Genomic DNA, 22,040 nt, shown 5'->3' with positions numbered 1-22,040 from the left:
GCTTCGTGTTTGAGCCGGCTCACAGCACGAAATCGGCGGCTACCAGGGCGATCGTGCCGGTGAGCTGGATGTGGAAGTCCGACACCTTGTCGCCGTTGACGTCGCCGGCCACGATGGTGACGCCGCCGCTCGAGCTGTAGCGCAGCTGGCCGGCGACGCCGGTGTAGAGGCCGGTACCGATGAAGGTGAAGGCCTGGTTGCCGGCGACGCTGGTGCTGGCGTCGATCGCGCTCAGGTCGATGCGGTCGGCCTGGGCGTGCCTGAAGTCGGTGATCAGGTCGGCATTCGCCCCGACCACGCTGTCGCTCAGGGCCATATAGTAGAAGCGGTCGGTCCCGGAGCCGCCGGTCAGGGTATCCTTGCCGCCGCCGCCCACGAGGCTATCGTTGCCGTTCCAGCCCTGCAGGGTGTTGGCGCCGGCATTCCCGGCCAGCCCGTCATTGCCCTGGCCGCCGGAGAGGTTCTCGATCGCGGTCAGGGTGTCGCCGGCGGCGTCGCCGCCGCTGCCCGTGCCGGTGAGGAGGCTGACCGAGATCGCGGCGGTGCTGTCGCCATAGTTGGCGGTATCGACACCGTTGCCGCCATTGAGGATGTCGGCCCCGGCCCCACCGCGCAGCACGTCGTCGCCGTTCCAGCCCTGCAGCGTATTGGCGCCGGAATTCCCGACCAGGGTGTCGTTGCCCTGGCTGCCCGAGAGGTTCTCGATCCCGATCAGCGTGTCGCCCTGGGCGTCGCCGCCGGTACCGGTGCCGGTCGCGAGGTTGACCGAGATGCCGGTCGAGCTCTCGTAGTAGCTGGCGGTGTCGATGCCGGCACCGCCGTTGAGAATGTCGGCCCCTGCGCCACCGCGCAGGACGTCGTTGCCGGCCTCACCCAGCAGGCTGTCATTGCCGCCCAACCCCCATGCGGTGTCGTTTCCGGCACCGAGGGTCAGGACGTTGTTCTCTCCGGAGCCGGTGACGGTGTCGTTCTCATCGGTGGCGATGGCATTCTCGACGCTCGACAGCCAGATCTCGTAGCCCGGGAAATTGCTGTCGGTGAAGATGCCATCCTGCAGGTTGATGGTGGCGGAGAAGCCGACGAAGATCACGGTCGACGCATCGAAGGTGTCGATGCCGGCACCGCCGAAGAAGGCCTCGCCGATGCCGGCATTCCACCCGGCCTCGATGTAGAAGCGGTCGTTGCCGTCATTGCCGTAGACTTGGTCCTTGCCGCCGCCGCCCGTCAGAACGTCGTCGCCGGCGCCGCCCTGAATCAGGTCGTCGCCGTTGCCGCCGCTGATGAAATCGGCTCCGGCGCCGCCCTGGATGCTGTCGTTGCCGCCATTGCCGTAGAGTGCATTGTTGGCGCCGTCGCCGACAATCGTGTCGACCAGCTGCGTGCCGTTGACGTTCTCGACCCCGGTGATGGTGTAGGGGCCGCCGAAGGTGGCCACGAAGTCGTAGGTCCCCGAGGCGAGGTTCACGGTCGACCCGCGCGACGAGTAGTTGCTGAGATCGAGCGTGTCGACCCCGGCACCGCCGGTGGTGTTGTCGCCGAACTCGCCGTCGCGGACATAGAAGGTGTCGTTGCCGTCGCCGCCATTGACGGTGTCGGTGGAGAAGCCGCCTTCGATCCAGTCGTTGCCGGCGCCGCCATTGACCACGTCGATGCCCAGGCCGCCGGTCAGGACGTCGTTCCCATCGCCGCCGTTGACGGTGTCGTTGCCGCTGTTGCCGTTGATGGTGTCGGCGCCGGCATTGCCGTTCAGCACGTTGTCGACGGCATTGCCCTGGATGGTGTCGTTGCCGCTGCCGCCATTGGCATTCTCGATGTAGGACCGGGAATCGCCGTTGAACAGCAGCGCGTTGAAGATGTTGCCGCGGGCATAGCCGCCGTTCGGGCCGCCGCCGAGATAGGCCAGCTGGGCCGAGGAGAAGACGGAATAGCCGCCGGGATTCAGGTCCAGGCTCAGATTGGTGGTGTAGTTCGACAGGTCATAGGTGTCGACGCCGCCGCCGTCCCAGATCGTCGCGAAGATGCGGTTGCCGCCCGGATCGATGGCGAGGGAGCCGTTGACGAAGGTGTCACCGCCGGTCGGGCTCCAGGTGTAGGTCGTGTTGCCGGAATTGGTGGTGAAGTCCGCGCCGTACATGTATTGCAGCGCGGCGATGTCCAGCATCATGAAGGTCTGGGGTGCCCCCCAGGTCTCGTAATTGTAGCCGCTGGTGTCGTCGCCGATGAAGGTACGGTACGTCATCACCGAGAATTCGAGCGAGTCGTGGTCGGCCGGCAGGGCGCCATAGACGCCGGTCTCCTGGCCGTGCTTGAGGCCCAGCGCGTGGCCGAGCTCATGGATCACGGTGTGCCAGTCGTAGTTGCCGGCGGTCGGCAGGTCGCCGCTGGGCCCGAAGAAAGCATCGCCGCCATAGACGGCCGTGTTCGGGTAGTAGGCGTAGGCCGTGCCCGGGTCGGTGGTGTTGACCACCCGGATCGTGCCGGCCCCCGAACCGCTGCCGGCATAGTCGATGCCGAGATTGGTGAAGCCTTCGACGCCGAAGCCGCTGGCCCCGATAGGCTGCGTGAAGATCGCGGAGTTGAGCGCGAAATGGACGGCGATCATCTGCTGCGCCGTCATCTGATGGAAGCCGGTGAAGGCCTCCGGATGGCCGGCCTGGTAGTCGGACACGGAGTCCGGGTCGCTGTAGGTGATGAAGCCGTCCGACCAGCGGATACCGGCCAGGATGCCGTCGATCAACTGGTTGCCGGACGCGGCCACGGCCACGGTGGGGTCGCCCGAGCCTTGCTCCTCCGGCTTCGGCGCGCCGGTCCCGGTGCTGGTGGTGGGGGCGGGGACGACGAACCCGTCGGACCGATCGCCAATCGCCGCGCGGATGGCATCGGCCATGGGGCCGCCGCCGGCGAGGATCGCGTCCAGCCGGGACGCGTCGAACATCGTGTTGTGGATCGTCAGGTCGTCCGACAGCTTCCAAAGCGGCGACCCGTTCAGGGGCGTATGGAAAAGATCGTCGTTCGATGTCAGCAGGTTTGAGTCAGAAAATGGCAAAGACGTCATATCGGGTCTCCCCTAACGTGGTGAAGATCCGCAACCCTTCAGTGATATCCGCAACATTTTTGATTGATCTATGATCGTTCGAGCTCCGAGCCGTTCCGCGATCGCAGATGCTCGGGCCCACATTCCTTGTGGCACGGAACCTTGTCGCGAAGATGTCGTGACTTTGTCCAGTTTCGGAAAAGGACGAGTCTCGATCCTACCTCATTGCAAGATGTCCCAATGGAAACGATCTTTTCCTATCTTTACTATTGTAGATAAAATTCTTTCCGATGTCAAGAAGTGGCAAGGGAATGGAATTGTATGATCAAATCAACAATTTGGGATGTGACTGATATTGACTGATTTCCTAAGGGTTTTCTCTGAAATGGGCTCATGGATTCGCCATATTCCAAGTCTAGCCTTCAGGGGCTTGCCTTTCGCATGCAGTCGAATTGACGGCGAGGCGCAGGATGCGTGCGGCCAGATCGACGGGAACAATGAGAGTCCTGGGCAGATTCACGATGCCGCCGGCATTGCTGACATTGTTCATATCCTTGTCCTGCCGGGCGGACAGCGGCGATGGCCGGAGTGATGGCGCTGTTCCGGTTCGCGAAGGCGGATGGGTGTCGGCGCAATCCGTCATGGCGCCCCCGCCGGATGAGGCGCTGGTGATCGCGCAGGAATTCCAAGGCGCCGTCGACGAGGGCTCGAATGCGGCGCTGATCCGCTTCATCGCCCGCCATCCCGACCGCGCCCTGGCGGATGAGGCGCGCCGGCGCCTGGCGCTGCGGACGGCGCCGGACCAGCGACCTCTCGCCGGCGATCCGGACGCGGCGGTCTATGCCGCCTTCGATGCCGCCCGCCGAGCCGGCACGGCCCAGGCCTATCGGGATTTCGCCCGGGCCTATGCCGGCCATCCGCTGGCGGCGGAGGCGGAGCGGCAGGCCGGCGACCTGCCATGACGGATCGGGCCTGGCTTCGCCGCGGTCAGAAGCATGCTGGGCCTTGCATTCCGTCCCAAACGGCGCACCATTGTCCCATGTGGCCAAGGAGGAGGCTGCTTTGGGAAACGCTCATCTGGAGAAGTGGCGGTCCCTGGTCGACGAGTTCAGGGACAGGGCCCGGCAACTCGAGCGGGACGAGCGGAATGCGTGCCCGGCCTGCACCGCGGAAGAACGCGCCAGGGTGTCCGAGGCACAGCATTTCATGGAGAGCAGCGGCATCGGCGACGCGCTGTCCGCCCTGGTATGGGATGTCCGCCGGTTCGTCGCCTGGTCCTGTCATGCCAAGGACCGCTCGGTGCCGCCCGAATACACCGATCTCGAGATGGTCGCCGACAACATGAAGGACTTCGCCGCGCGCTTCGCCTATCGGGGCCGTCGCTACGGTGTCACCTTCAAGGAGTTCACCTCGTCCCATCCGGATCCGCATGCCGACAGCCGTGGCGAGGCCTATCTGTTGGCGGACGGCGAGGTTGTGTTCGGGATGGCCATGGCCAGCCGGCCGGGTGCCGCCTATGACGACTGGCGGCCGACCACGATCGAGGCCTTCCGGCCCGGCAGTTGGATTCCCGATCTGCTGGAGATGCACCGGGAACACCAACGGGCCCTGCAGGCGTGCGAGGCGAAGGCGCGGGATGAGATCACCAGCCGGCGGGCCGCGATGATCTCGCTGGAGTGAGGCGGGAGGCGCTTCCAGGAGTGCCCGCCAAAGCGTCCGTTCGAACCGGTTCGGGGTGCCGTCCTACGGCCGGGTGATCCGCAGATGGGCGAACCGCGCCTCGTAGCCCGCGGCCTTGGGGCTGCAGGCGTACAGGCCGGCCAGCACCGGGCCGGCGCCGTCATCGGCGTGCAGCCGGGCGATGCGCAGCTGCACCCAGCGGTCATCGCCTTCCGGCGCGGCCTCGACGATGTAGTCGGCCCCCGTGCGGCGGATACGGAAGCCGATCGCACCGCCCGGCCGGGTCGGCACGTCCTGGGTCGACCAGTCGGACCAGCCGGCATTGGTGACCACGGCGCCGAGGCGGCTGTGCGCCGCCGTCTCGAACTCGACCGAGGTCTTGATCCAGCTCTCCGGCGACAGGCGGATGATCAGCCCGGCCTGGTCGTACTGGTGCAGGGGGCTGCCGCGCAGCACCGTCTCCATCACGAAGTCGCCGTCGACCGGCAGCGCCAGCACATGGCCGTTGTCGACCCGGAAGCCGTAATGCGTGCCCTGCCAGAAATCGGTTCCGGCCGCGGTGCGCAGCCGCAAGCCCTCCGGCCCGATCGACCAGTCGGGCGGCGGGTTGGTCCAGGCCAGGCGCGGGTCGAGGGCAGGGGACAGGAAGCTCTCGTTCAGGATGTCCACCGCGCCGCTCCCTCGCTCGTTGCCGCGCCATCAGACGCGAGGCCTGTCGGCGGGGCAAGAGGCATGATCTAGCGACGGAAGGGCCCTGAAATCCCCTGGATTGATGCTCGTGGCGCATCGATCGATGCCGTCTTGGACATGGAGTCGGATCGATGACCTCCGTACCGTCCGCATAAGCCCGCTTCAAGACGAGCGATCCAGACGATTCATCAGGGGGAGGACCAACCATGATCACCAGACGCAGCGCGCTCGCGCTCGCCGCCGGCTTCGCGATGCTCGGGGCCGCCGGGCAGGCATCCGCACAGAATTTCGAACGCACCGTCCGCATCATCGTCCCCTACGCGCCGGGCGGGACTTCCGACACGCTGGCGCGGATCATCGCGCCGAAGCTCTCCGAGGCGATCGGCCAGACCGTGGTGGTCGAGAACAAGCCGGGCGCCGCCGGCAATATCGGCGCCGACGCCGTGGCCAAGGCCGACCCGGACGCGCACACGCTGCTCCTGGCGGATGTCGGCTCGATCGCCACCGCGCCGGGCCTGTTCAAGGACCTGTCCTACGATCCGCTGAAGGATCTGGCGCCGGTCGGCATGATCATGTTCGTGCCCTATGTGCTGGCGGTGAACAAGGACCTGCCGGTGACCAATGCAGCCGAGCTGGTCGACTATGCCAAGGCCAATCCCGGCAAGCTGGCGGTGGCCAATTCCGGCATCGGCGGGGTCAACCACATCACCGCCGTCGCCATGGCCAAGGATCTCGGCATCCAGTGGAAGACCGTGCCCTATCGCGGCGGCTCCGCGGCCACCCAGGCCGTGGTGTCGGGCGAGAGCAAGGTGATCATCAACGGCGCCACCGCGACCCTGCCCTTCGTCGCCAACGGCCAGCTGCGCGGCATCGCGGTGACCGGCCAGGACCGGATCGCCAGCGCGCCGGACCTCCCGACCTTCGCCGAGGCCAAGCTGCCCTCCGCCGATGTCGGGTCCTGGCAGGGCCTGCTGACCACCGCCGGCTCGCCGCCGGCCCTGGTCGACAAGCTGAACCAGGCCCTCGGCGAGATCCTGAAGCAGCCGGAGGTGGCGGAGCGGGTTGCCCAGCAGGGCGGTCGGGTCGTCGCCGGCCCGCCGGCGGATCTCGGCTCCTGGCTCGCCACCAACACCGCGGCCTGGGGCAAGGTGATCGCCGACGCCGGCATCAAGGGCGAGTGACGGGGTGACGCGCATCAACTGGCCGGACCTGCTGTTCGGCCTCTTCCTTTGCGTCGTGGCGGCCGTCGTCCTGGTCGCCACCCGCAAGCTCAGCTTCGGCAGCCCGGCCGATATGGGGCCGGGCTTCATGCCGCGGGTGCTGTCGATCGGCGCCGCCGGCTTCGGCCTGGTCTTCGCCCTGCGCAGCCTGGCGATCGGCGGGGAGGGGATCGAGGCGCCGAAGCTGCGGCCGATCCTCGGCGTCCTCGCCGCCGTCGCAATCTTCGCCCTGCTCGCCGCCAAGGCCGGGCTGGCGGTCGCCGCTTTCGCCACGGTCGTTGTCGCCGGCCTCGCCAGCCGAGAGACGCGGCTGCGCGAGACCGCCGTCTTCGCCGTCGGGCTCAGCGCCGCCGCCGTCATCCTGTTCGTGCTGCTGCTGGACCTGCCGGTGCCGGTCTGGCCGCGCTTCTAGGCCGTATTCCAGGGACGCCATGGACCTGTTCGACAACCTGCTCCTCGGCCTGACCACGGCGCTGCAATTGCAGAACCTGCTGTACTGCCTGTTCGGCGTGCTGATCGGCACGGCGATCGGCGTGCTGCCCGGCATCGGGCCGATCCCGACCGTGGCGCTGCTGCTGCCCTTCACCTTCGGGCTGGATCCCTCCTCGGCCTTCATCATGCTCGCCGGCATCTTCTATGGCGCGCAGTACGGCGGCTCGACCACGGCGATCCTGGTCAATGTGCCGGGAGAGACCTCATCGGTCGTCACCTGCCTCGACGGCCACCAGATGGCACGCCAGGGCAAGGCCGGGCTGGCTCTCGCCATCGCCGCCATCTCCTCCTTCTTCGCCGGCACGGTGGCGACGGTGGTGATCGCGCTGCTGGCCCTGCCGCTCGCCGCCCTGGCGCTGCAGTTCACCGCGGTCGAGTATTTCAGCCTGCTGGTGCTGGGCCTGATCGCGGCGGTGATCCTGGCGCATGGCTCGGTGGCCAAGGCGCTGGCCATGGTGGTGCTGGGCCTGCTGCTCGGCATCGTCGGCATCGACGTCTCCTCCGGCGCCTCGCGCCTGACCTTCGGCATTCCGGAGCTGGGCGACGGGCTCGACTTCGTGCCGATCGCCATGGGCCTGTTCGGCCTCGGCGAGATCATGGCCAATCTCGACCGGCCGCAGCCGCGCCAGCTGGTCAGCAGCCGGGTGCGCGACCTGATGCCCCGCTGGGCCGAGCTGCGCCAGGCCTTCCCGGCGATGGTCCGCGGCACCGCCATCGGCTCCTTCCTCGGCGTGCTGCCGGGGGGCGGCGCCGCGCTGCCGCCCTTCACCGCCTATGCCATGGAGAAGAAGCTGGCGCGCGACCCCGGCCGCTTCGGCAAGGGCGCGATCGAGGGCGTGGCCGGGCCGGAGGCCGCGAACAATGCCGGGGCGCAGACCAGCTTCATCCCGCTGCTGACGCTGGGCATCCCGTCCAACGCCCTGATGGCGCTGATGATCGGGGCGCTGATGATGCACGGCATCCAGCCCGGGCCGCAGATCATGACCGAGCAGCCGCAGCTGGTCTGGGGCGTGGTCGCCAGCATGTGGGTCGGCAACCTGATGCTGCTGGTGATCAACCTGCCGCTGATCGGGATCTGGATCTCGATGCTGAAGATCCCCTATCGGCTGATGTTCCCGGCGATCGTGCTGTTCTGCTGCATCGGCACCTACGGCATCGCCAACAGCATGTTCAATGTCTGGCTGATGCTGGGCTTCGCATTGGTCGGCTATTTCTTCGTCAAGGTGAAGGCCGAGCCGGCGCCGCTGTTGCTCGGCCTGGTGCTGGGGCCGCAGCTGGAGGAGAATTTCCGCCGCGCCATGCTGCTGTCGGACGGCGACTTCACCGTGTTCCTGACCCACCCGATCAGCGCGGTGCTGCTGGCGGTCGTGGCGATCCTGTTGCTGGCGATGCTGGTGCCGGCGATCACGCGCAAGCGCGAGCAGGCGCTGGCGGAGTAAGCTTCCCATCGGTGCGGCGGGGCGGCATCGTGGCCCTCCCGCCCTCCGCCGCAGGTCCCGCATGCGCTTCGCCGTCCTCGCCGATATCCACGGCAACCTCCCGGCCCTCGAGGCCGTGCTGGCCGATCTCGGCCGCCGCGGCGCCGACGCCATCGTCAATCTCGGCGACTGCGTCTCCGGCCCGCTCTGGCCGCGCGAGACGCTGGACCTGCTGATGGCCAAGGGCTGGCCGACCGTGCGCGGCAACCATGACCGCTGGGTGTGGGAGGACGGAGACGACTCGCCGCGGAGCTCCGACGGCTACGCCCGCAGCGAGGTGGGCGCCGCCGGCCGGGCGTGGCTCGGCGCCCTGCCGGCGCGGCTGGAGCTGCCGGGCGGCATCACCGCCTTCCATGCCCGGCCGGGGGACGACAACGCCTATCTGCTGGAGGATGTCGAGGCCGGCCGGCTGGTCCACGCCCCGACCGACGCCATCGCCGCGCGGCTGGCCGGTGTCTCTGCCCGGGTGGTGCTGTGCGGCCACAGCCACCTGCCGTGGCTGCTGCGCCTGCCAGATGGCCGCTGGATCCTCAATCCCGGCAGCATCGGGGCCCCGGCCTATGACGACCCGACGCCGCCGGCCCATGTCTCCGAATCGGGGTCGCCCGCCGCCCGCTACGCGATGCTGGAGCTGGACGGGGACCGGGTGGCGGCGGAGCTGATCGCCATCCCCTACGACCACGAGCGCGCGGCCCGAAGGGCAGCGGAGAACGGCCGTCCCGAATGGGCGCACCAGCTGGCGACCGGCTTCTCCCATCCGCCCGGATCCTGACTCGTTTCGCTTCCGGCTGGACCGCCGCAGGGTCGGTCGTGCTATCCCGGCGGTAACGATGTCCTGATCAAGGTTGTGGAGCCGGGTGCCCATGTCGCGTGCAAATGTCGTGTCGTTCCGTCGTGCGGCGCCGTGGTGGACCGCGTCGGCGGCCGGACGGCTGGAGATCGACGGCGGCGTGCCCCTCAGGGGCGAGATCGCTGTCGCCGGCGCCAAGAACGCGGCGCTGCCGCTGATGGTCTGCGCCGCCCTGACCGACGAGCGGCTGACGCTGCGCAACCTGCCGCGGATCCTCGACGTCGCCATCCTGGCCGGCATCCTGGCCGAGCTCGGCGCCGAGGTGTCCTGGGACGAGAGCGGCCCGGCCCTGACCGGCACCCTGGGCGGCGCCGGCTTCGGCAGCGGCCGGGTCGATTCGGCCCTGGTGTCCCGCATGCGCGCCTCCTTCCTGATCGCCGGCGCGGCGCTGGCCCGGCTGGGCCGGATCGCCCTGCCGCTGCCGGGCGGCGACGCCATCGGCCTCAGGCCGGTCGACTTCCACCTCGCCGGCTTCCGCCAGATGGGCGCGACCGCCGAGATCGAGGGCGGCGAGGTGGTGCTGAGCGCGCCGGGCGGGCTGCGCGGCGCCGCCATCGTGCTGCCCTTCCCCTCGGTCGGCGCCACCCAGAACCTGATGCTGGCGGCGACGCTGGCCAAGGGCGAGACCAGCATCACCAACGCCGCGCGCGAGCCGGAGGTGACGGACCTGGCCCGCTGCCTGTCGGCGATGGGCGCCCGCATCGACGGCATCGGCACCGACACGCTGCACATCAGCGGCGTCGACCGGCTGCACGGCGCCACCTATGACGTGCTGCCGGACCGGATCGAGCTGGGCACGCTGATCTGCGCCGCCGCGGCCACGGGGGGGGAGCTGCGCCTGGCCGGCGCCTCGACCGAGCTGCTGAGCGCTGCGCTGCCGGTGTTCCAGGATGCGGGGATCGAGATCGCGGCGGCCGGTGGCGCGGTCACCGCCCGGCGCGGCGCCGGCGGGCTGGTCGGGGTCGACATCATGACCCAGCCCTATCCCGGCTTCGCCACCGACCTGCAGCCCCAGGCCATGGCCCTTTTGTCCTGCGCCGAGGGCGCGGCGATGATCACCGAGACGCTGTTCGAGAACCGCTTCCGCCATGTGCCGGAGCTGCAGCGCATGGGCGCCAACATCCGGGTGGTGCGCAACCACGCCGTGATCCGCGGCGTCCCGGCGCTGCACGGGGCGGAGGTGACGGCGACCGACATCCGCGCCGGCGCCGCCCTGCTGATCGCGGCGCTGGGCGCCGAGGGCACCAGCACGCTGCACGGGGTCGAGCATGTCGACCGCGGCTATGACAGCCTGGTCGACCGGCTGCGCCGCTGCGGTGCCCGGATCCGGCGGGTCGACGCCGCCGGCTGACGGCCGAGCGGAGGGCGCATGCATCAGGAATGCATGCTGTCCTCCCGGATATGGCTTTCGACGGTCTCGGGATCGTAGGGCTTCTGGATCACGGACCGGGCGCCCAGCGTCCGGGCTGCAGGCTCCGACGCTCCAAGGTCCGCCGAGGTGACGATCACCGTGATCCCCGGCCGCTCATCCCGCACCCAGCGGGCGAGGTCGAGGCCATTCAGGACGCCCGGCATCCTCGCATCCGTGAAGATGACATCGACCGGTGTCCCGGTCATCAGGATCCGGATCGCGTCCGAGGCACAGCCCGCCGCCGAGACCACGAAGCCGCGTTGTTCGAGAAAGGACGCGATCGAGGATCGCAGGAAGGCATCATCCTCGACCACCAGCACGGCGGTCGATGGGGCGGCGTGGTCCGTGTCCGGCCGTGCGTCCATCCGGCAGCTCCCTCCAGCGGTTCACTGACGATCGGCGGCCCGCCTAGCGGGTGACCGTGGCGGCGTCGGCCTTGTCGTTGGTCGCCTGCTGCTCCTTTGCCGGCAGCTTCGCGTCGCCGAGCTTCTTGACGCAGAGCGAGATCGCCTCGGTCGTCGGCTTGCCATCGGCACCGATCTTCGCCCAGCCGCCATCCTTGATGAAATCGTTGCGGCGCCAGCTGCTCGTGTCCTTGAACGAGGCCAGCTGCTTCTGGGCATCCGGGGCATCCAGGAAATTTGCGACGCAGACATCGGCCACCAGCTCCGCCCGCGCCTGCCGGGCCATGTCCTGGGCCGAGCCGCCCGTCACCCATCCGCCCCAGGTGAACCCGATCAGCATCGTCAGGGCGCTGACCGCGACCCATGACCAGAAAGCCGTCGCTTTCGACGGTCGATAGTTGCGCCAGCGGTCTCCCAACTTCGTCGTGTCCGCCATCTCCGAACCTCCTGTGCCGATGCGCGCATATTGGCTGCGCGGCGTTTGGGAACCATCGATTGCGCGCAGATGCCGCTATGACAAGCGAAATTGATTGACTGATGACTGCAATGTTTTTGCTATACGGACATGGATATCCGGCTCGCGCAGACCTTCCTCGAAATCGTGAATGCCGGCAGCTTTGTCCGCGCGGCGGAGCGGCTGAACGTGGCGCAGACGACCGTGGGGGCGCGCATCCGGCTGCTGGAAAGCCAGCTGGGACGGGCGCTGTTCGTGCGCAGCAAGTCCGGCGCGGCCCTGACTCCGGCGGGAGAGCAGTTCCTGCGCCACGCGCCCTCGCTGGTGCAGATGTGGCGGCATGCCTGCGAGCAGATGGCCCTGCTCGAAACGGGTCGGACGCTCCTGGCCTTCGGCGGCGAATTCAGCCTGTGGAATCCGCTGCTGCTGAACTGGCTGCTGGAGATGCGGCGCAGTGCGCCTCAGGTCGCGATCCGGACCGAGATCAGCATCGCCGGTGAGCTGATGCGGCAGATCGCGGAGGGGCTGCTGCACATCGCGGTCATGCATCAGCCCCAGCAGCTGCCCGGCCTGCGTATCGAGGAACTGCTGACGGAGAAGCTGATCTGCGTGACCACGCACCAGGAGACCGACCTGGACAATTCGGGCTATGTCTATGTCGATTGGGGGCCGCGCTTCTCCGCCAGCCACAACATGAACTTCCCGGACCTGGTGAATCCCGGCCTTCTGGTCGATCTCGGCCCGCTGGGGCTGAGCTTCATCCTCAGATGCGGTGGATCGGGATATTTCCGGGCCCGGGCGGCGCAGCCCTATCTGAAAGCCGGGCGGCTCCGCCTGGTGCCGCGGGCGCCCGAATTCTCCTACCCCGTCCATGTGGTCTACCAGGAAAGCGCCGACCGCACGGTGCTGGAGCCGGCTCTGGAGGCGCTGCGGACCGTGGCCGCCGAGGCGGAGGAATGGCCGATCCGATGGGGTGAAGACGGCACGGGCGACTGACGGCGAAGCACGCTGACGCATGGCCCGGGAGGAATGATCGATGACGAGGCCGCGGAGCTTCGGCGCGCTTTCGCCCGGCTGCTCGGCCGCGCGTGACGCGCCCTGCGGCAGCGTGCGGATATCAGGGCGGCCGGATTGTCCTGCAACTATCTGGGGAATATTAAGGCTTTACGAGATCATTTTCATATACTAGTCCAGCTTGGCTGCATCGCAGCGGGACCTGAAACATTCAAACAGATTGGATCATGTCGAAGCTTCGAAACGCATTCGCGCTCGCCGCCATTGTCACCGCATCCGCCGTCTGGGGGGCGGCGACCCCGCTGTCGGCTCGGGATGTCCGCTATATTGCCACGCACGGGGACTGGTCTTCCTTCCAGGCCGCCGATGCCGGCGGGACCGTGTGCTACGCCGCCAGCCGGCCGACGGAGCTGCGGCCGACCAATGTGCGGCACGGCGACATCTATCTTCTGGTCACCGACCGGCCGGCCGAGAACAGCAGCGACGTCGTCAGCCTGGTGGCCGGATACGCCTACAAGACCGGCAGCGAGGTCACGGCGATCATCGGCGATCAGCGCTTCCGGATGTTCACCAAGGGCGACACGGCCTGGTCGATCAGCACCCGGATGGATCACGCCCTGGTCGCGGCGATGAAGGCGGGCGCGACCATGCTGGTGAAGGCGGTCTCGGCCCGGGGCACCAAGACGGCCTACACCTTCTCCCTGGCGGGGGTGACCGCGGCGCTGAGGGACGTCGACACCGCCTGCGACGCCTGAGCCGTCCGTCCCGGCCGGAACGCATCGCTTCGGCGGCCCGTTGCCCTGAGGAGTGCGATGGGAGCGACGGATGAACGTCAAGCAGCTGCATGCGGCCGACGGCCAGCGGGTCTTCGCCGTCATCCTCGAGACCGGGGAGGCGGTGATGGAGAGCCTGCAGCGCTTCGCCGAGGCGGAGCGGCTGACCGCTGCCCAGATCACCGGCATCGGCGCCTTCAGCGAGGCCGGGCTGCGCTATTTCGACTGGGATCGGAAGGAATACCTTCCGATCCCGGTGCAGGAGCAGGTCGAGGTGGCGTCGCTGATCGGCGACGTCGCGGTGTCGCCCGACGGCAAGCCGGCGCTGCATGTGCATCTGGTGCTGGGCCGCCGCGACGGCACCGCCCTGGCCGGCCATCTGGCCGAGGCCCGGGTGCGGCCGACGCTGGAGCTGATCGTCACCGAATCCCCGGCGCATCTGCGGAAGGCGTTCGATCCGGAAAGCGGGCTCGCTTTGATTCGGGCCTGACACCTCGAGACAGGAGATCGCGATGAACTGGGACCAGATTTCCGGCCAGTGGAAGCAGATGAAGGGCAAGGCCAAGGTGCAGTGGGGCAAGCTGACCGACGACGACCTCGACGTGCTCGACGGCCGGCGCGACCAGCTGGTCGGCCGCGTCCAGGAGCGTTACGGCATCGCCAGGGAAGAGGCCGAGCGCCAGGTCGACGACTGGTCCCGCAACATGAACTGACCCTCGGGATGCGCTATCGCAGGACGGGCCGGCTCTTCCCGGCCCGTTTCTGTCTGTTGGATCACGTCAGCGCGCCCGGCCGAAGAACGGCGGGATGTCCCGCATCTTGGCGTGGCCTCTCCCGCAAGCGAGACCCTTTCCCAACACCATCATTGCGAGCGCAGCGAAGCAATCCAGGAGCCGGTGCGCACCGTCCCCTGGATTGCTTCGTCGGCTTCGCCTCCTCGCAATGACGGCAAGGGGAAGCGTTATGAAAAAGTCTCGCTTGCGGGAGAGGCAACGCCAATGTGGCCCTCCACATGATCTGCTCGTCATCACCCGCTCTACGCGATCGGCTTCGCCCGCTCCGGCCGTGCGGCGTTGATCCGCCGCAGCACCAGGTCGCGCTCCTCGCGCACCTGGATCTCGCGGCCACGGGCCAGCAGCACCGTGCGCGCCCTCGGGTGGTGCCAGCTCTGCGGCGCCCGCACGCCCTCGACCCGGGCCGCGACGATGTGCACCGGCGTGCCCGACGGCGTGGTCAGCCGGGCGACCACCACGCCGTTGCCCAGCTTCTTCAGCACCGTCGTCAGCGAATCGACCAGATAGGCCTCCTGCTCCGTCGCGGCGGTGCCGAAATCGATCTTGGTGCGGCCGGGGATCTCGCCCGACCGGTAGGATTCGCGGATGAAGACGATGTCGCCCTTCGGGATCGACACGGCACCGCCCTGGTCATCCGTCCCGGTCAACACGGCCTTGACCATGGGTCCCTCCCGGCTTGCGGTCGGTTCCTGGCGGAACCTGTTGCCGGCAAGGATGGGATGAAGCCGCGGCGGGATGCAAGCCCTTGTGGGTCCAGGCAAAACCGCGCGGCGGCCGGGACCGGCCCCGGTCAGCCCCGGAAACCGGCGAGGGCGGAGAGGTCGGCGGCCCCGAAGGCGTCCCGGCACCAGCCCCGCGCGGCCTCGGCCCGGTCGTCGTCCCAGCCGCCATAGCGCAGGTTGTCCAGGGCCTTGGCCTCCAGCTCCGCATCGCTCAATGGCTCGCGGGCGCCGCCGCGCAGATGCGGCTGCCGGATCTCCACCACCCGTCCGTCGGCCAGCGTGGCGGCGAGTTGGCCGGTGAAGTTCTTCGGGTATTCGTCCGCCGGGTCGATGCGGTAGCGGATCTTCGCGGCCAGGGCCAGCACCTGCGGGTCGCGGATCCGCGCCTCGGTGAACTGGCCGAAGCCGGCGCGCCCGTCGAAGAAGCCGACCGCCATGCAGAAGGGGGTGCTGAACTTGGCGGCATAGGGCGTGGGCGGCCGGTGTTTCACCGCCAGGTCCTCCCACAGCCGGTGCACCGTGCCCTCGCCGACATTGCAGGTGATCGCGACGATCTCCTCGGCCCGCACGCCCTGCCGCGCCAGCCGGATGGCGCAGTCGATGAAGGGCTGGGTCATGGTCCCGCAGGCATAGGGCTTGAAGGCGATGCCGGCCATCACCCAGTCGCGGCCCAGCCCGTCCAGCAGCGGCGCGAAGTCCGGCTGCCGCGACGGCGCGAAGGCCTTGTAGAAGCCGTGCACCCCCTCCAGCACCGTGCGCGGGCCGGCGAAGCTGCCGCGCGCCATCAGCGCCGCGCGCAGGCCGGACTGGGCGGCCCAGCCGGCATGCATGCGCTTGGTCGAGGTGCCCTCGGCCAGGTATTCGATGATGCCGGCGGCCATGCTGCCGGCGATGCCCAGCGCCGACGCCGCCTGGTCGGCCGGCAGCTCCAGGCTGGCCGCGACACCGCCGGCGGCGGCCAGGGCGCCCAGCACGGCGGTCGGGTGGAAGCCGGCGGTGTGGATCGCCTTCGGCGCCACCAGCGCCATCCGGCACATCAGCTCCGCCCCCACCGCGATGCCGCGCAGCAGCGCCTCGCCGCCGAGCCGCTCGCGCTCGCAGGCGGCCAGCACCGCCGGCACGATCACCGCGCCGGAATGGACCGGGCCGCCCTCGAAGGTGTCGTCGTAATCCTCGCCATGCGCCGCGGTGCCGTTGACCAGCGCCGCGTCGAAGGCGGTCAGCGGCCGGGCATGGCCCAGCGCGGTGCAGCCGCCGGTGCCGTCCGCCGCCTGCAGCGTGGCGGCGATGTAGTCCTCGCGCCGGCCGGCGACGCACAGCCCGGCGACGTCCAGCAGCAGCCGGCGGGCGGTGGCCACCGCCTCGTCCGGCAAAGCGCGCGCCTCGGTGCCGGCGATCCAGCGGCCGAGCTGCTCGGCCACCGCATGGCCGGCGGCGGGCAGGGTGTTGGCGGTCATGGGGTCTATGCCTTCCGGGCAGCGGGGCGGCGTCGCGGCGCCGGGCCGGCGACGATGGCGGGATCGTGGTCGGGATCGGCCGGGTCATGCGCCCGGGCCAGGATGTTGCGGGCGTAACCGCCCTCGACATGGCCGCGCATGGCGGCGCCGGCCGCCTCCGCATCGCCGGTCTGCAGCGCCTCCAGGATCCGGCGGTGCTCGTCATGCGAGGCGGCGCTGCTGCCGGCGGTGGCGAAGCTCTGCCGCCGCACCAGATGCATCCGGTTCACCACCTGGCGATACATCTCCAGCAGCGTCGCGTTGCCGGTCATCTCCACCAGCCGGTCGTGGAAGGCGATGTTCAGCGGGAAATAGCCGTTCACGCCGTCGCGGATCGACGCGCTCTCCAGCGCCGCCAGCATCCGCTTCAGCTCCAGCACCTCAGCCTGGCCGATCCGCGGCGCCAGCAGCCGGCCGGCCATCTCATCCAGCGTGGCGCGCAGGGCGTACAGCTCCGCCACCTCGGTGTCCGACAGCTCGCGCAGGAACACGCCGCGGTTCTTCTCCAGCCGCACCAGCCCGGCCTCCTGCAGCGCCCGCAGCGCCTCGCGCACCGGGGCGCGGCTGACCTGCAGGTGCTGCGACAGCTCCAGCTCGTTCAGGCGCGAGCCGGCGGCGATCTCCCCGGCCTTGATGCGGCGCAGGATCTCCTCCTGCACCAGGCCGGAGAGGGTGAGGGAGCGCAGCAGCTCCAGCGGGGAGGCGAGGGGCGGGGTCATGGCGCGCACCATAGATCAGCCCGCCGGATGTGTGAATGGAGATTGTCGATTGCAAGATTGTCGACAATATGTAATTGACCAGGAGCGACGCAGGGATCCTCAGGCGGCCCCGCCCGCGACGACCCCGAGCGACCCAGAGACGAGAGAGACCGAGAATGAGCACCGCCACGGCCGCGGCCCACGGCCCATCCGACCCTGCCTCCGTCGAGCTGCCGCCGGCGGTGACGCGCATCCTGGCGCGGCATCTCGCCGCCGCCCGGTATGAGGACCTGCCGGCCGATGTCCGGCATGAGGGGTTGCGCACCTTCCTGAACTGGCTCGGCTGCGCCGTCGGCTCAGCCCGGCATGAGGCGGTGTCGATCGCGATCGACGCGCTGTCGCCGTTCAGCGGGCCGGCCCAGGCCGGCATCCTCGGCCGGGCCGAGCGGATGGACGTGCTGCACGCGGCGCTGATCAACGGCATCAGCTCGCATGTCTTCGATTTCGACGACACCCATCTGAAGACGGTGATCCATCCGGCCGGCCCGGTGGCCTCGGCGATCCTGGCGCTGGCCGAACTGCGGCCGGTCAGCGGCCGCGACTTTCTCAACGCCCTGGTGCTGGGCGTCGATGTCGAATGCCGCATCGGCAACGCGGTCTATCCCGACCACTACCATGTCGGCTGGCACATCACCGGCACCACCGGCGTGTTCGGCGCGGCGGCGGCCGCCGGCAAGCTGCTGGGGCTGGACGAGCAGCGCATGGTCTGGGCGCTCGGCCTGGCCGCGACCCAGCCGGTCGGGCTGCGCGAGATGTTCGGCACCATGACCAAGAGCTTCCATCCCGGCCGGGCGGCGCAGAACGGCCTGACCGCGGCGCTGCTGGCCCAGCGCGGCTACACCAGCTCGGAGCAGGGGATCGAGGCCAAGCGCGGCTGGGCCAACGTCACCAGCACGCATCGCAACTACGATGAGATCACCGGTGACCTCGGCCGCCGCAACGAGATCCTGCTGAACAGCTACAAGCCCTTCGCCTGCGGCATCGTCATCCACCCGGCGATCGACGGCTGCGTGCAGCTGCGCAACGAGCACGGGCTGGTGGCGGCGGAGATCGAGCGCATCGACCTCAAGGTCCACCCGCTGGTGCTGGAGCTGACCGGCAAGACGGCGCCGAAGACCGGGCTGGACGGCAAGTTCAGCGTCTACCATTCGGCCGCGGTCGCGATCATCGATGGCCGGGCGGGCGAGCCGCAATACAGCGACGAGCGGGTGCGGGATCCGGAGGTGGTGGGCCTGCGCGACCGGGTGACGGCCGTGATCGACCCGGCGATGCCGGCGGATGCCGTGGCCGTCACCGTGACGCTGAAGGGCGGGCGGGTGCTGCAGAAGCGGGTCGACCATGCCATCGGCAGCGTCGCCCGGCCGATGACCGACCGCGACCTCGAGGCGAAGTTCACCGACCTGGTGCAGCCGGTGCATGGCGAGGCCGGAACGGCGGCGCTGCTGCGGGCGTGCTGGGACCTCGAAGCCCTCGCCGATGCCGGCGACATCGCCCGGATGGCCCAGACCCGCTGATCCCGAGCGGCGCCAGGCCTCCGGCGCCGCCACTCCTTCGCCATGCCGGCCAAGACCAAGGACAAGAACGGCCGGGCAATCCCCTAGGGAGGGCAAGCCATGATCTTCCGGGCCTTCAAGGGCGCCACGGGCAGGGTCTTCATCCTGCTCTGCCTGATGTATTTCATCATGTATGTCGACCGCGTGAACCTGTCGATCGCGGCACCGCTGATCAAGGGCGAGCTGGGCCTCAGCAACACCGAGCTCGGCCTGGCGCTCGGCGCATTCGGCTATTGCTACGCGCTGTTCCAGATCGTCTCCGGCTATCTCGGCGACCGCATCGGCGCCCGGCGCATGCTGTCGATCAGCGGCCTGTTCTGGGCCGCCGGCACCGTGGCGGCCGGCTTCGCCAGCGGGCTGTGGACGCTGATCGCCGCCCGCCTCGTGGTCGGCATCGGCGAGGCCGGGACGATCCCGACTGCGACCGGCGCGATCGGCCGCTGGGTGCCGAAGGCCCGGCGCGGCTTCGCCCAGGGCTTCACCCACACCTCCGCCCGCTTTGCCGCCGCGGTGACGCCGCCGGTGGTGGTGGCGATGATCCCGCTGCTGGGCTGGCGCGGCGCCTTCATCGTGCTCGGCGTCGTCAGCTTCCTGTGGGTCGCGGTGTGGTGGAACTACTTCCGTGACGACCCGGCCGATCACGAGGATGTGACCCGGGAGGAACTGGCCGAGCTGCCGGTGCATGACCGCGAGGTCGGCAGCCGCGTCGAGGTGCCCTGGCGGCGGCTGATCCCGCGGGTGGCGCCGGTGACGCTGGCCTTCTTCTGCCATGCCTGGACGCTGTGGCTGTACCTGTCCTGGCTGCCCAGCTTCTTCGTCGGGGAGTACGGTTTCGACCTGAAGGATTCGGCCGTTCTCTCCAGCATCATCTTCATCGCCGGCATGGTCGGCGACACCGTCGGCGGCCTGGTCACCGACCGGATCTACCATCGCACCGGCGACGTCAACCGCGCCCGGCGCAACACCATGCTGCTGGGCTTCACCTGCTCGCTGGTCTGCCTCAGCGGCGTGCTGTTCATCCACAGCGAGACCCTGATCACCGGCTGCCTCGCCCTCGGCCTGTTCTTCCTGGAGATGACCGAGGCGCCAATCTGGGCCGTGCCGCTGGACATCGCGCCGCGCTTCGCCGGCATCGCCAGCGGCTTCGTCAGCACCGCCGCCGGCGTCGCCGCGCTGGTCTCGCCGGTCGCCTTCGGCGCCATCCTCGACGCCACCGGCAGCTACCGCCCGCCCTTCCTGGTGTCGATCGCGCTGCTCGGCCTCGGCATCGTCCTGGCCTTCTTCGTCCGCCCCGACCGGCCGGTGGAAGCGGCGGACCGGCCGGCCGACACCGTCCATCCCCACGCCCTGAGGACCTCGCCATGACCCGGGAATTGGAGGGCCGCGTCGCCCTCGTCACCGGCGCCGCCCGCAACATCGGCCGCGCCATCGCGCTGGACCTCGCCGCCGCCGGTGCGGCGGTGCTGGTCCATGCCAGGAGCTCCGCCGACCTCGCCGCCGGGGTGGTGCGGGAGATCGAGGCCAAGGACGGCCGCGCCCGGCTGCACCTGGCCGACGTGACGGTGCCGGACCAGGCGGCGGCCACGGTGGCCGCGGCGGTCGAGGCGTTCGGCCGGCTCGACATCCTGGTCAGCAACGCCGCGCTCAGGAAGGAGACGGCGTTCGAGACGATGAGCTTCGCCGAATGGCACGAGGTGCTGGCCGTGATCCTGGACGGCGCCTTCCTGACCGCGCAGGCGGCGGTGCCGCATCTCAAGGCATCGGATGCCGCCAGCATCATCACCATCGGCGGCCTGTCGGCCCATACCGGCTCGGCCGGGCGGGTGCATGTCACCACCGCCAAGGCCGGCATCGTCGGCTTCACCCGCGGCCTGGCGCACGATCTGGGTCCGGACGGCATCACGGTGAACTGCGTCGTGCCCGGGCTGATCGGCACCCAGCGCGCCCATCTCGGCGGCGGCGAGCCGGCGCACCATTCCCGGCACGCCACGCTGGTGGGCCGCCGCGGCACGCCGGAGGAGGTGGCGGGGCTGGTGCGCTACCTCGCCGGCCCGTCGGCCCGCTACATCACCGGCCAGGCCCTGCACGTCAATGGCGGCGCGTTCCTGTCGTAGGGAGAAGGTGGGCTAGCGTTTTCGCAACGCTTCTCCCTCGCCGTCATTGCGAGGAGGCGAAGCCGACGAAGCAATCCAGGGGCCGGTGCGCACCGGCCCCTGGATTGCTTCGCTGCGCTCGCAATGACGGTATTTAGATTTCGGGGTTATGACCTGATCCGGCTGAAGCCCTCCACCTAAGCAAACCCCCGCACCGGCATCTCCGGGCCGCGGCGCAGCCAGTTGCGCGGGGAATAGGCGGTGCGGCCGTCGGTGACGTGCAGCGTGTAGGCGTGGCGCGACACCGGCGACCGGTTCGGGGCGCTGTAATGCGGCAGCCGGCCGTGGAAGCAGACCAGCGCACCGGCCTTGACCTCGACCGGCACCGCGGTGGCGTCGGTCGGCCAGGGCGTGGCGTCCAGCTTTTCCATCCGCGTCGCGCCGTCCTCCAGCAGGAAGCGCTCGCGCAGCGGGCCGCGGTGCCCGCCGGGCTCGACCCACAGGCAGCCATTCGACCGGTCGGCATCCTCCAGCGCGAACCAGAAGGTGGTGACGCTGATCGGCGTGGTCTCGAAGAAGCTGGCGTCCTGGTGCCAGCGCACCTCGCCGCCGATGCCGGGCTGCTTGAAGATGTACATCGACTGCCAGATCTGCGGCTCGGCCAGGCCGAGATCGGCGGCCAGCGCCGCCAGCTTCGGGTCGCGTGAGAAGCGGTCGAACACCGGGTCCAGGTCGTGCAGCGCGTGGCCGATCTTGTTGATCGACAGCGCCTTGGCCTGGCGCAGCCGGCCTTCGGCGTCGAACGCCTCCTCCTCGAAGAAGCAGCGCACCTTGTCGCCGGAGGTCAGGAAGTACTCGTCCGACTTCCGTTCCTGCTCCCTGGTGGTGAAGATCGACACCGACTCGCCGGGGTCGAAGGCCTCGACGATCGCCTCGGCCCGGGCGCGGACGGCGCGGATCTCCTCGATCGGCTTGAAGCCGTCCAGAACCAGATAGCCGTCGCGTTCGTAGTGCGCCTTCTGCGTCTCGCTCAGCATCGCCCGCCCTCGCCAGTCGTTGTGCCGAACTCTAGCGGCTCGCAACCAAATCGTCATCGCGAGGAGCGCAGCGACGTGGCGATCCAG

23 protein-coding genes are annotated in these 22,040 nt (G+C 69.2%); 14 read left to right on the top strand and 9 right to left on the bottom strand.

Annotated elements, in window-relative coordinates:
* Positions 1–19: 19 nt before the first annotated feature.
* Positions 20–2,935: a M10 family metallopeptidase gene (locus tag BWR60_RS21065; RefSeq protein ID WP_179221873.1), complete on the bottom strand. Its 2,916-nt coding sequence runs from the start codon at positions 2,933–2,935 to the stop codon at positions 20–22.
* 514 nt (positions 2,936–3,449) lie between these two features.
* Positions 3,450–3,584, bottom strand: a complete 135-nt coding sequence (locus BWR60_RS38715; RefSeq protein WP_275542395.1) for a hypothetical protein — start codon at positions 3,582–3,584, stop codon at positions 3,450–3,452.
* A 91-nt stretch (positions 3,585–3,675) separates the two neighbouring features.
* On the opposite strand from BWR60_RS38715, the gene BWR60_RS21060 reads away from it, so the two are divergent.
* Entirely contained in the window at positions 3,676–3,996 is a 321-nt protein-coding gene (locus BWR60_RS21060) for a hypothetical protein (protein WP_088152979.1), read from the top strand.
* A 79-nt stretch (positions 3,997–4,075) separates the two neighbouring features.
* Entirely contained in the window at positions 4,076–4,714 is a 639-nt protein-coding gene (locus BWR60_RS21055) for a hypothetical protein (protein WP_144445684.1), read from the top strand.
* Between the two features lie 63 nt (positions 4,715–4,777).
* Here BWR60_RS21055 and BWR60_RS21050 read toward each other — a convergent pair whose 3' ends face one another.
* Complete coding sequence (locus BWR60_RS21050) at positions 4,778–5,383, bottom strand: DUF1349 domain-containing protein (protein WP_088152977.1); 606 nt, start codon at positions 5,381–5,383, stop codon at positions 4,778–4,780.
* A gap of 227 nt (positions 5,384–5,610) precedes the next feature.
* Here BWR60_RS21050 and BWR60_RS21045 point away from each other — a divergent pair, with 227 nt between their 5' ends.
* From BWR60_RS21045 to murA, 5 genes are all read left to right on the top strand, one after another.
* Positions 5,611–6,585: a Bug family tripartite tricarboxylate transporter substrate binding protein gene (locus BWR60_RS21045; protein ID WP_088152976.1), complete on the top strand. Its 975-nt coding sequence runs from the start codon at positions 5,611–5,613 to the stop codon at positions 6,583–6,585.
* A 4-nt stretch (positions 6,586–6,589) separates the two neighbouring features.
* Positions 6,590–7,036, top strand: coding sequence for a tripartite tricarboxylate transporter TctB family protein (locus tag BWR60_RS21040; protein ID WP_088152975.1), 447 nt, complete (start codon positions 6,590–6,592; stop codon positions 7,034–7,036).
* 19 nt (positions 7,037–7,055) lie between these two features.
* Positions 7,056–8,555: a tripartite tricarboxylate transporter permease gene (locus BWR60_RS21035; protein ID WP_088152974.1), complete on the top strand. Its 1,500-nt coding sequence runs from the start codon at positions 7,056–7,058 to the stop codon at positions 8,553–8,555.
* Positions 8,556–8,616: 61 nt separating this feature from the next.
* Positions 8,617–9,366, top strand: a complete 750-nt coding sequence (locus BWR60_RS21030) for a metallophosphoesterase family protein (protein WP_088152973.1) — start codon at positions 8,617–8,619, stop codon at positions 9,364–9,366.
* A gap of 91 nt (positions 9,367–9,457) precedes the next feature.
* On the top strand, positions 9,458–10,795 hold the full coding sequence (gene murA, locus BWR60_RS21025) for a UDP-N-acetylglucosamine 1-carboxyvinyltransferase (RefSeq protein ID WP_088152972.1): 1,338 nt from the start codon (positions 9,458–9,460) through the stop codon (positions 10,793–10,795).
* A 23-nt stretch (positions 10,796–10,818) separates the two neighbouring features.
* Here the strand turns inward: murA and BWR60_RS21020 are convergent, their stop codons facing one another.
* Positions 10,819–11,220: a response regulator gene (locus BWR60_RS21020; protein ID WP_088152971.1), complete on the bottom strand. Its 402-nt coding sequence runs from the start codon at positions 11,218–11,220 to the stop codon at positions 10,819–10,821.
* Between the two features lie 43 nt (positions 11,221–11,263).
* Positions 11,264–11,695 (bottom strand): hypothetical protein, encoded by a 432-nt coding sequence (locus BWR60_RS21015; protein ID WP_088152970.1) that lies wholly within the window; start codon positions 11,693–11,695, stop codon positions 11,264–11,266.
* A gap of 129 nt (positions 11,696–11,824) precedes the next feature.
* Between BWR60_RS21015 and BWR60_RS21010 the strand changes: the two genes are divergently transcribed.
* From BWR60_RS21010 to BWR60_RS20995, 4 genes are all read left to right on the top strand, one after another.
* Positions 11,825–12,709 (top strand): LysR family transcriptional regulator, encoded by an 885-nt coding sequence (locus BWR60_RS21010; RefSeq protein WP_088152969.1) that lies wholly within the window; start codon positions 11,825–11,827, stop codon positions 12,707–12,709.
* A gap of 245 nt (positions 12,710–12,954) precedes the next feature.
* On the top strand, positions 12,955–13,482 hold the full coding sequence (locus tag BWR60_RS21005; RefSeq protein WP_088152968.1) for an invasion associated locus B family protein: 528 nt from the start codon (positions 12,955–12,957) through the stop codon (positions 13,480–13,482).
* Between the two features lie 70 nt (positions 13,483–13,552).
* Entirely contained in the window at positions 13,553–13,990 is a 438-nt protein-coding gene (locus tag BWR60_RS21000) for a PPC domain-containing DNA-binding protein (RefSeq protein WP_088152967.1), read from the top strand.
* 22 nt (positions 13,991–14,012) lie between these two features.
* The gene (locus BWR60_RS20995) at positions 14,013–14,213 is read left to right on the top strand and encodes a CsbD family protein (RefSeq protein WP_088152966.1); all 201 of its coding nucleotides are present in this window, start codon (positions 14,013–14,015) and stop codon (positions 14,211–14,213) included.
* A gap of 323 nt (positions 14,214–14,536) precedes the next feature.
* Here the strand turns inward: BWR60_RS20995 and BWR60_RS20990 are convergent, their stop codons facing one another.
* From BWR60_RS20990 to BWR60_RS20980, 3 genes are all read right to left on the bottom strand, one after another.
* Entirely contained in the window at positions 14,537–14,956 is a 420-nt protein-coding gene (locus BWR60_RS20990; protein ID WP_088152965.1) for a hypothetical protein, read from the bottom strand.
* 128 nt (positions 14,957–15,084) lie between these two features.
* The gene (locus BWR60_RS20985; RefSeq protein WP_088152964.1) at positions 15,085–16,473 is read right to left on the bottom strand and encodes an MmgE/PrpD family protein; all 1,389 of its coding nucleotides are present in this window, start codon (positions 16,471–16,473) and stop codon (positions 15,085–15,087) included.
* 5 nt (positions 16,474–16,478) lie between these two features.
* The gene (locus BWR60_RS20980) at positions 16,479–17,231 is read right to left on the bottom strand and encodes an FCD domain-containing protein (RefSeq protein ID WP_088152989.1); all 753 of its coding nucleotides are present in this window, start codon (positions 17,229–17,231) and stop codon (positions 16,479–16,481) included.
* Positions 17,232–17,386: 155 nt separating this feature from the next.
* Between BWR60_RS20980 and BWR60_RS20975 the strand changes: the two genes are divergently transcribed.
* The 3 genes from BWR60_RS20975 to BWR60_RS20965 all read left to right on the top strand — a co-directional run bounded on the left by BWR60_RS20975 (position 17,387) and on the right by BWR60_RS20965 (position 20,937).
* Positions 17,387–18,784 (top strand): MmgE/PrpD family protein, encoded by a 1,398-nt coding sequence (locus BWR60_RS20975; RefSeq protein ID WP_088152963.1) that lies wholly within the window; start codon positions 17,387–17,389, stop codon positions 18,782–18,784.
* A 99-nt stretch (positions 18,785–18,883) separates the two neighbouring features.
* Positions 18,884–20,188: an MFS transporter gene (locus tag BWR60_RS20970; protein WP_088152962.1), complete on the top strand. Its 1,305-nt coding sequence runs from the start codon at positions 18,884–18,886 to the stop codon at positions 20,186–20,188.
* The gene (locus tag BWR60_RS20965) at positions 20,185–20,937 is read left to right on the top strand and encodes an SDR family NAD(P)-dependent oxidoreductase (RefSeq protein WP_088152961.1); all 753 of its coding nucleotides are present in this window, start codon (positions 20,185–20,187) and stop codon (positions 20,935–20,937) included. The genes BWR60_RS20970 and BWR60_RS20965 overlap by 4 nt, the downstream gene beginning before the upstream one ends.
* Positions 20,938–21,113: 176 nt before the next feature.
* Here the strand turns inward: BWR60_RS20965 and BWR60_RS20960 are convergent, their stop codons facing one another.
* Positions 21,114–21,953 carry a phytanoyl-CoA dioxygenase family protein gene (locus BWR60_RS20960; protein WP_088152960.1) on the bottom strand — a complete coding sequence of 280 codons (840 nt, stop codon included), beginning with the start codon at positions 21,951–21,953 and terminating at the stop codon, positions 21,114–21,116.
* Between the last annotated feature and the right edge of the window lie 87 nt (positions 21,954–22,040).

It is taken from the genome of Inquilinus limosus, assembly GCF_002195995.1.
In the GTDB taxonomy this organism is placed as follows: Bacteria; Pseudomonadota; Alphaproteobacteria; order DSM-16000; family Inquilinaceae; genus Inquilinus; species Inquilinus limosus_C.
Note: the sequence above shows the minus strand (reverse complement) of the source record. Positions and strands in the feature narration are given on the sequence as shown.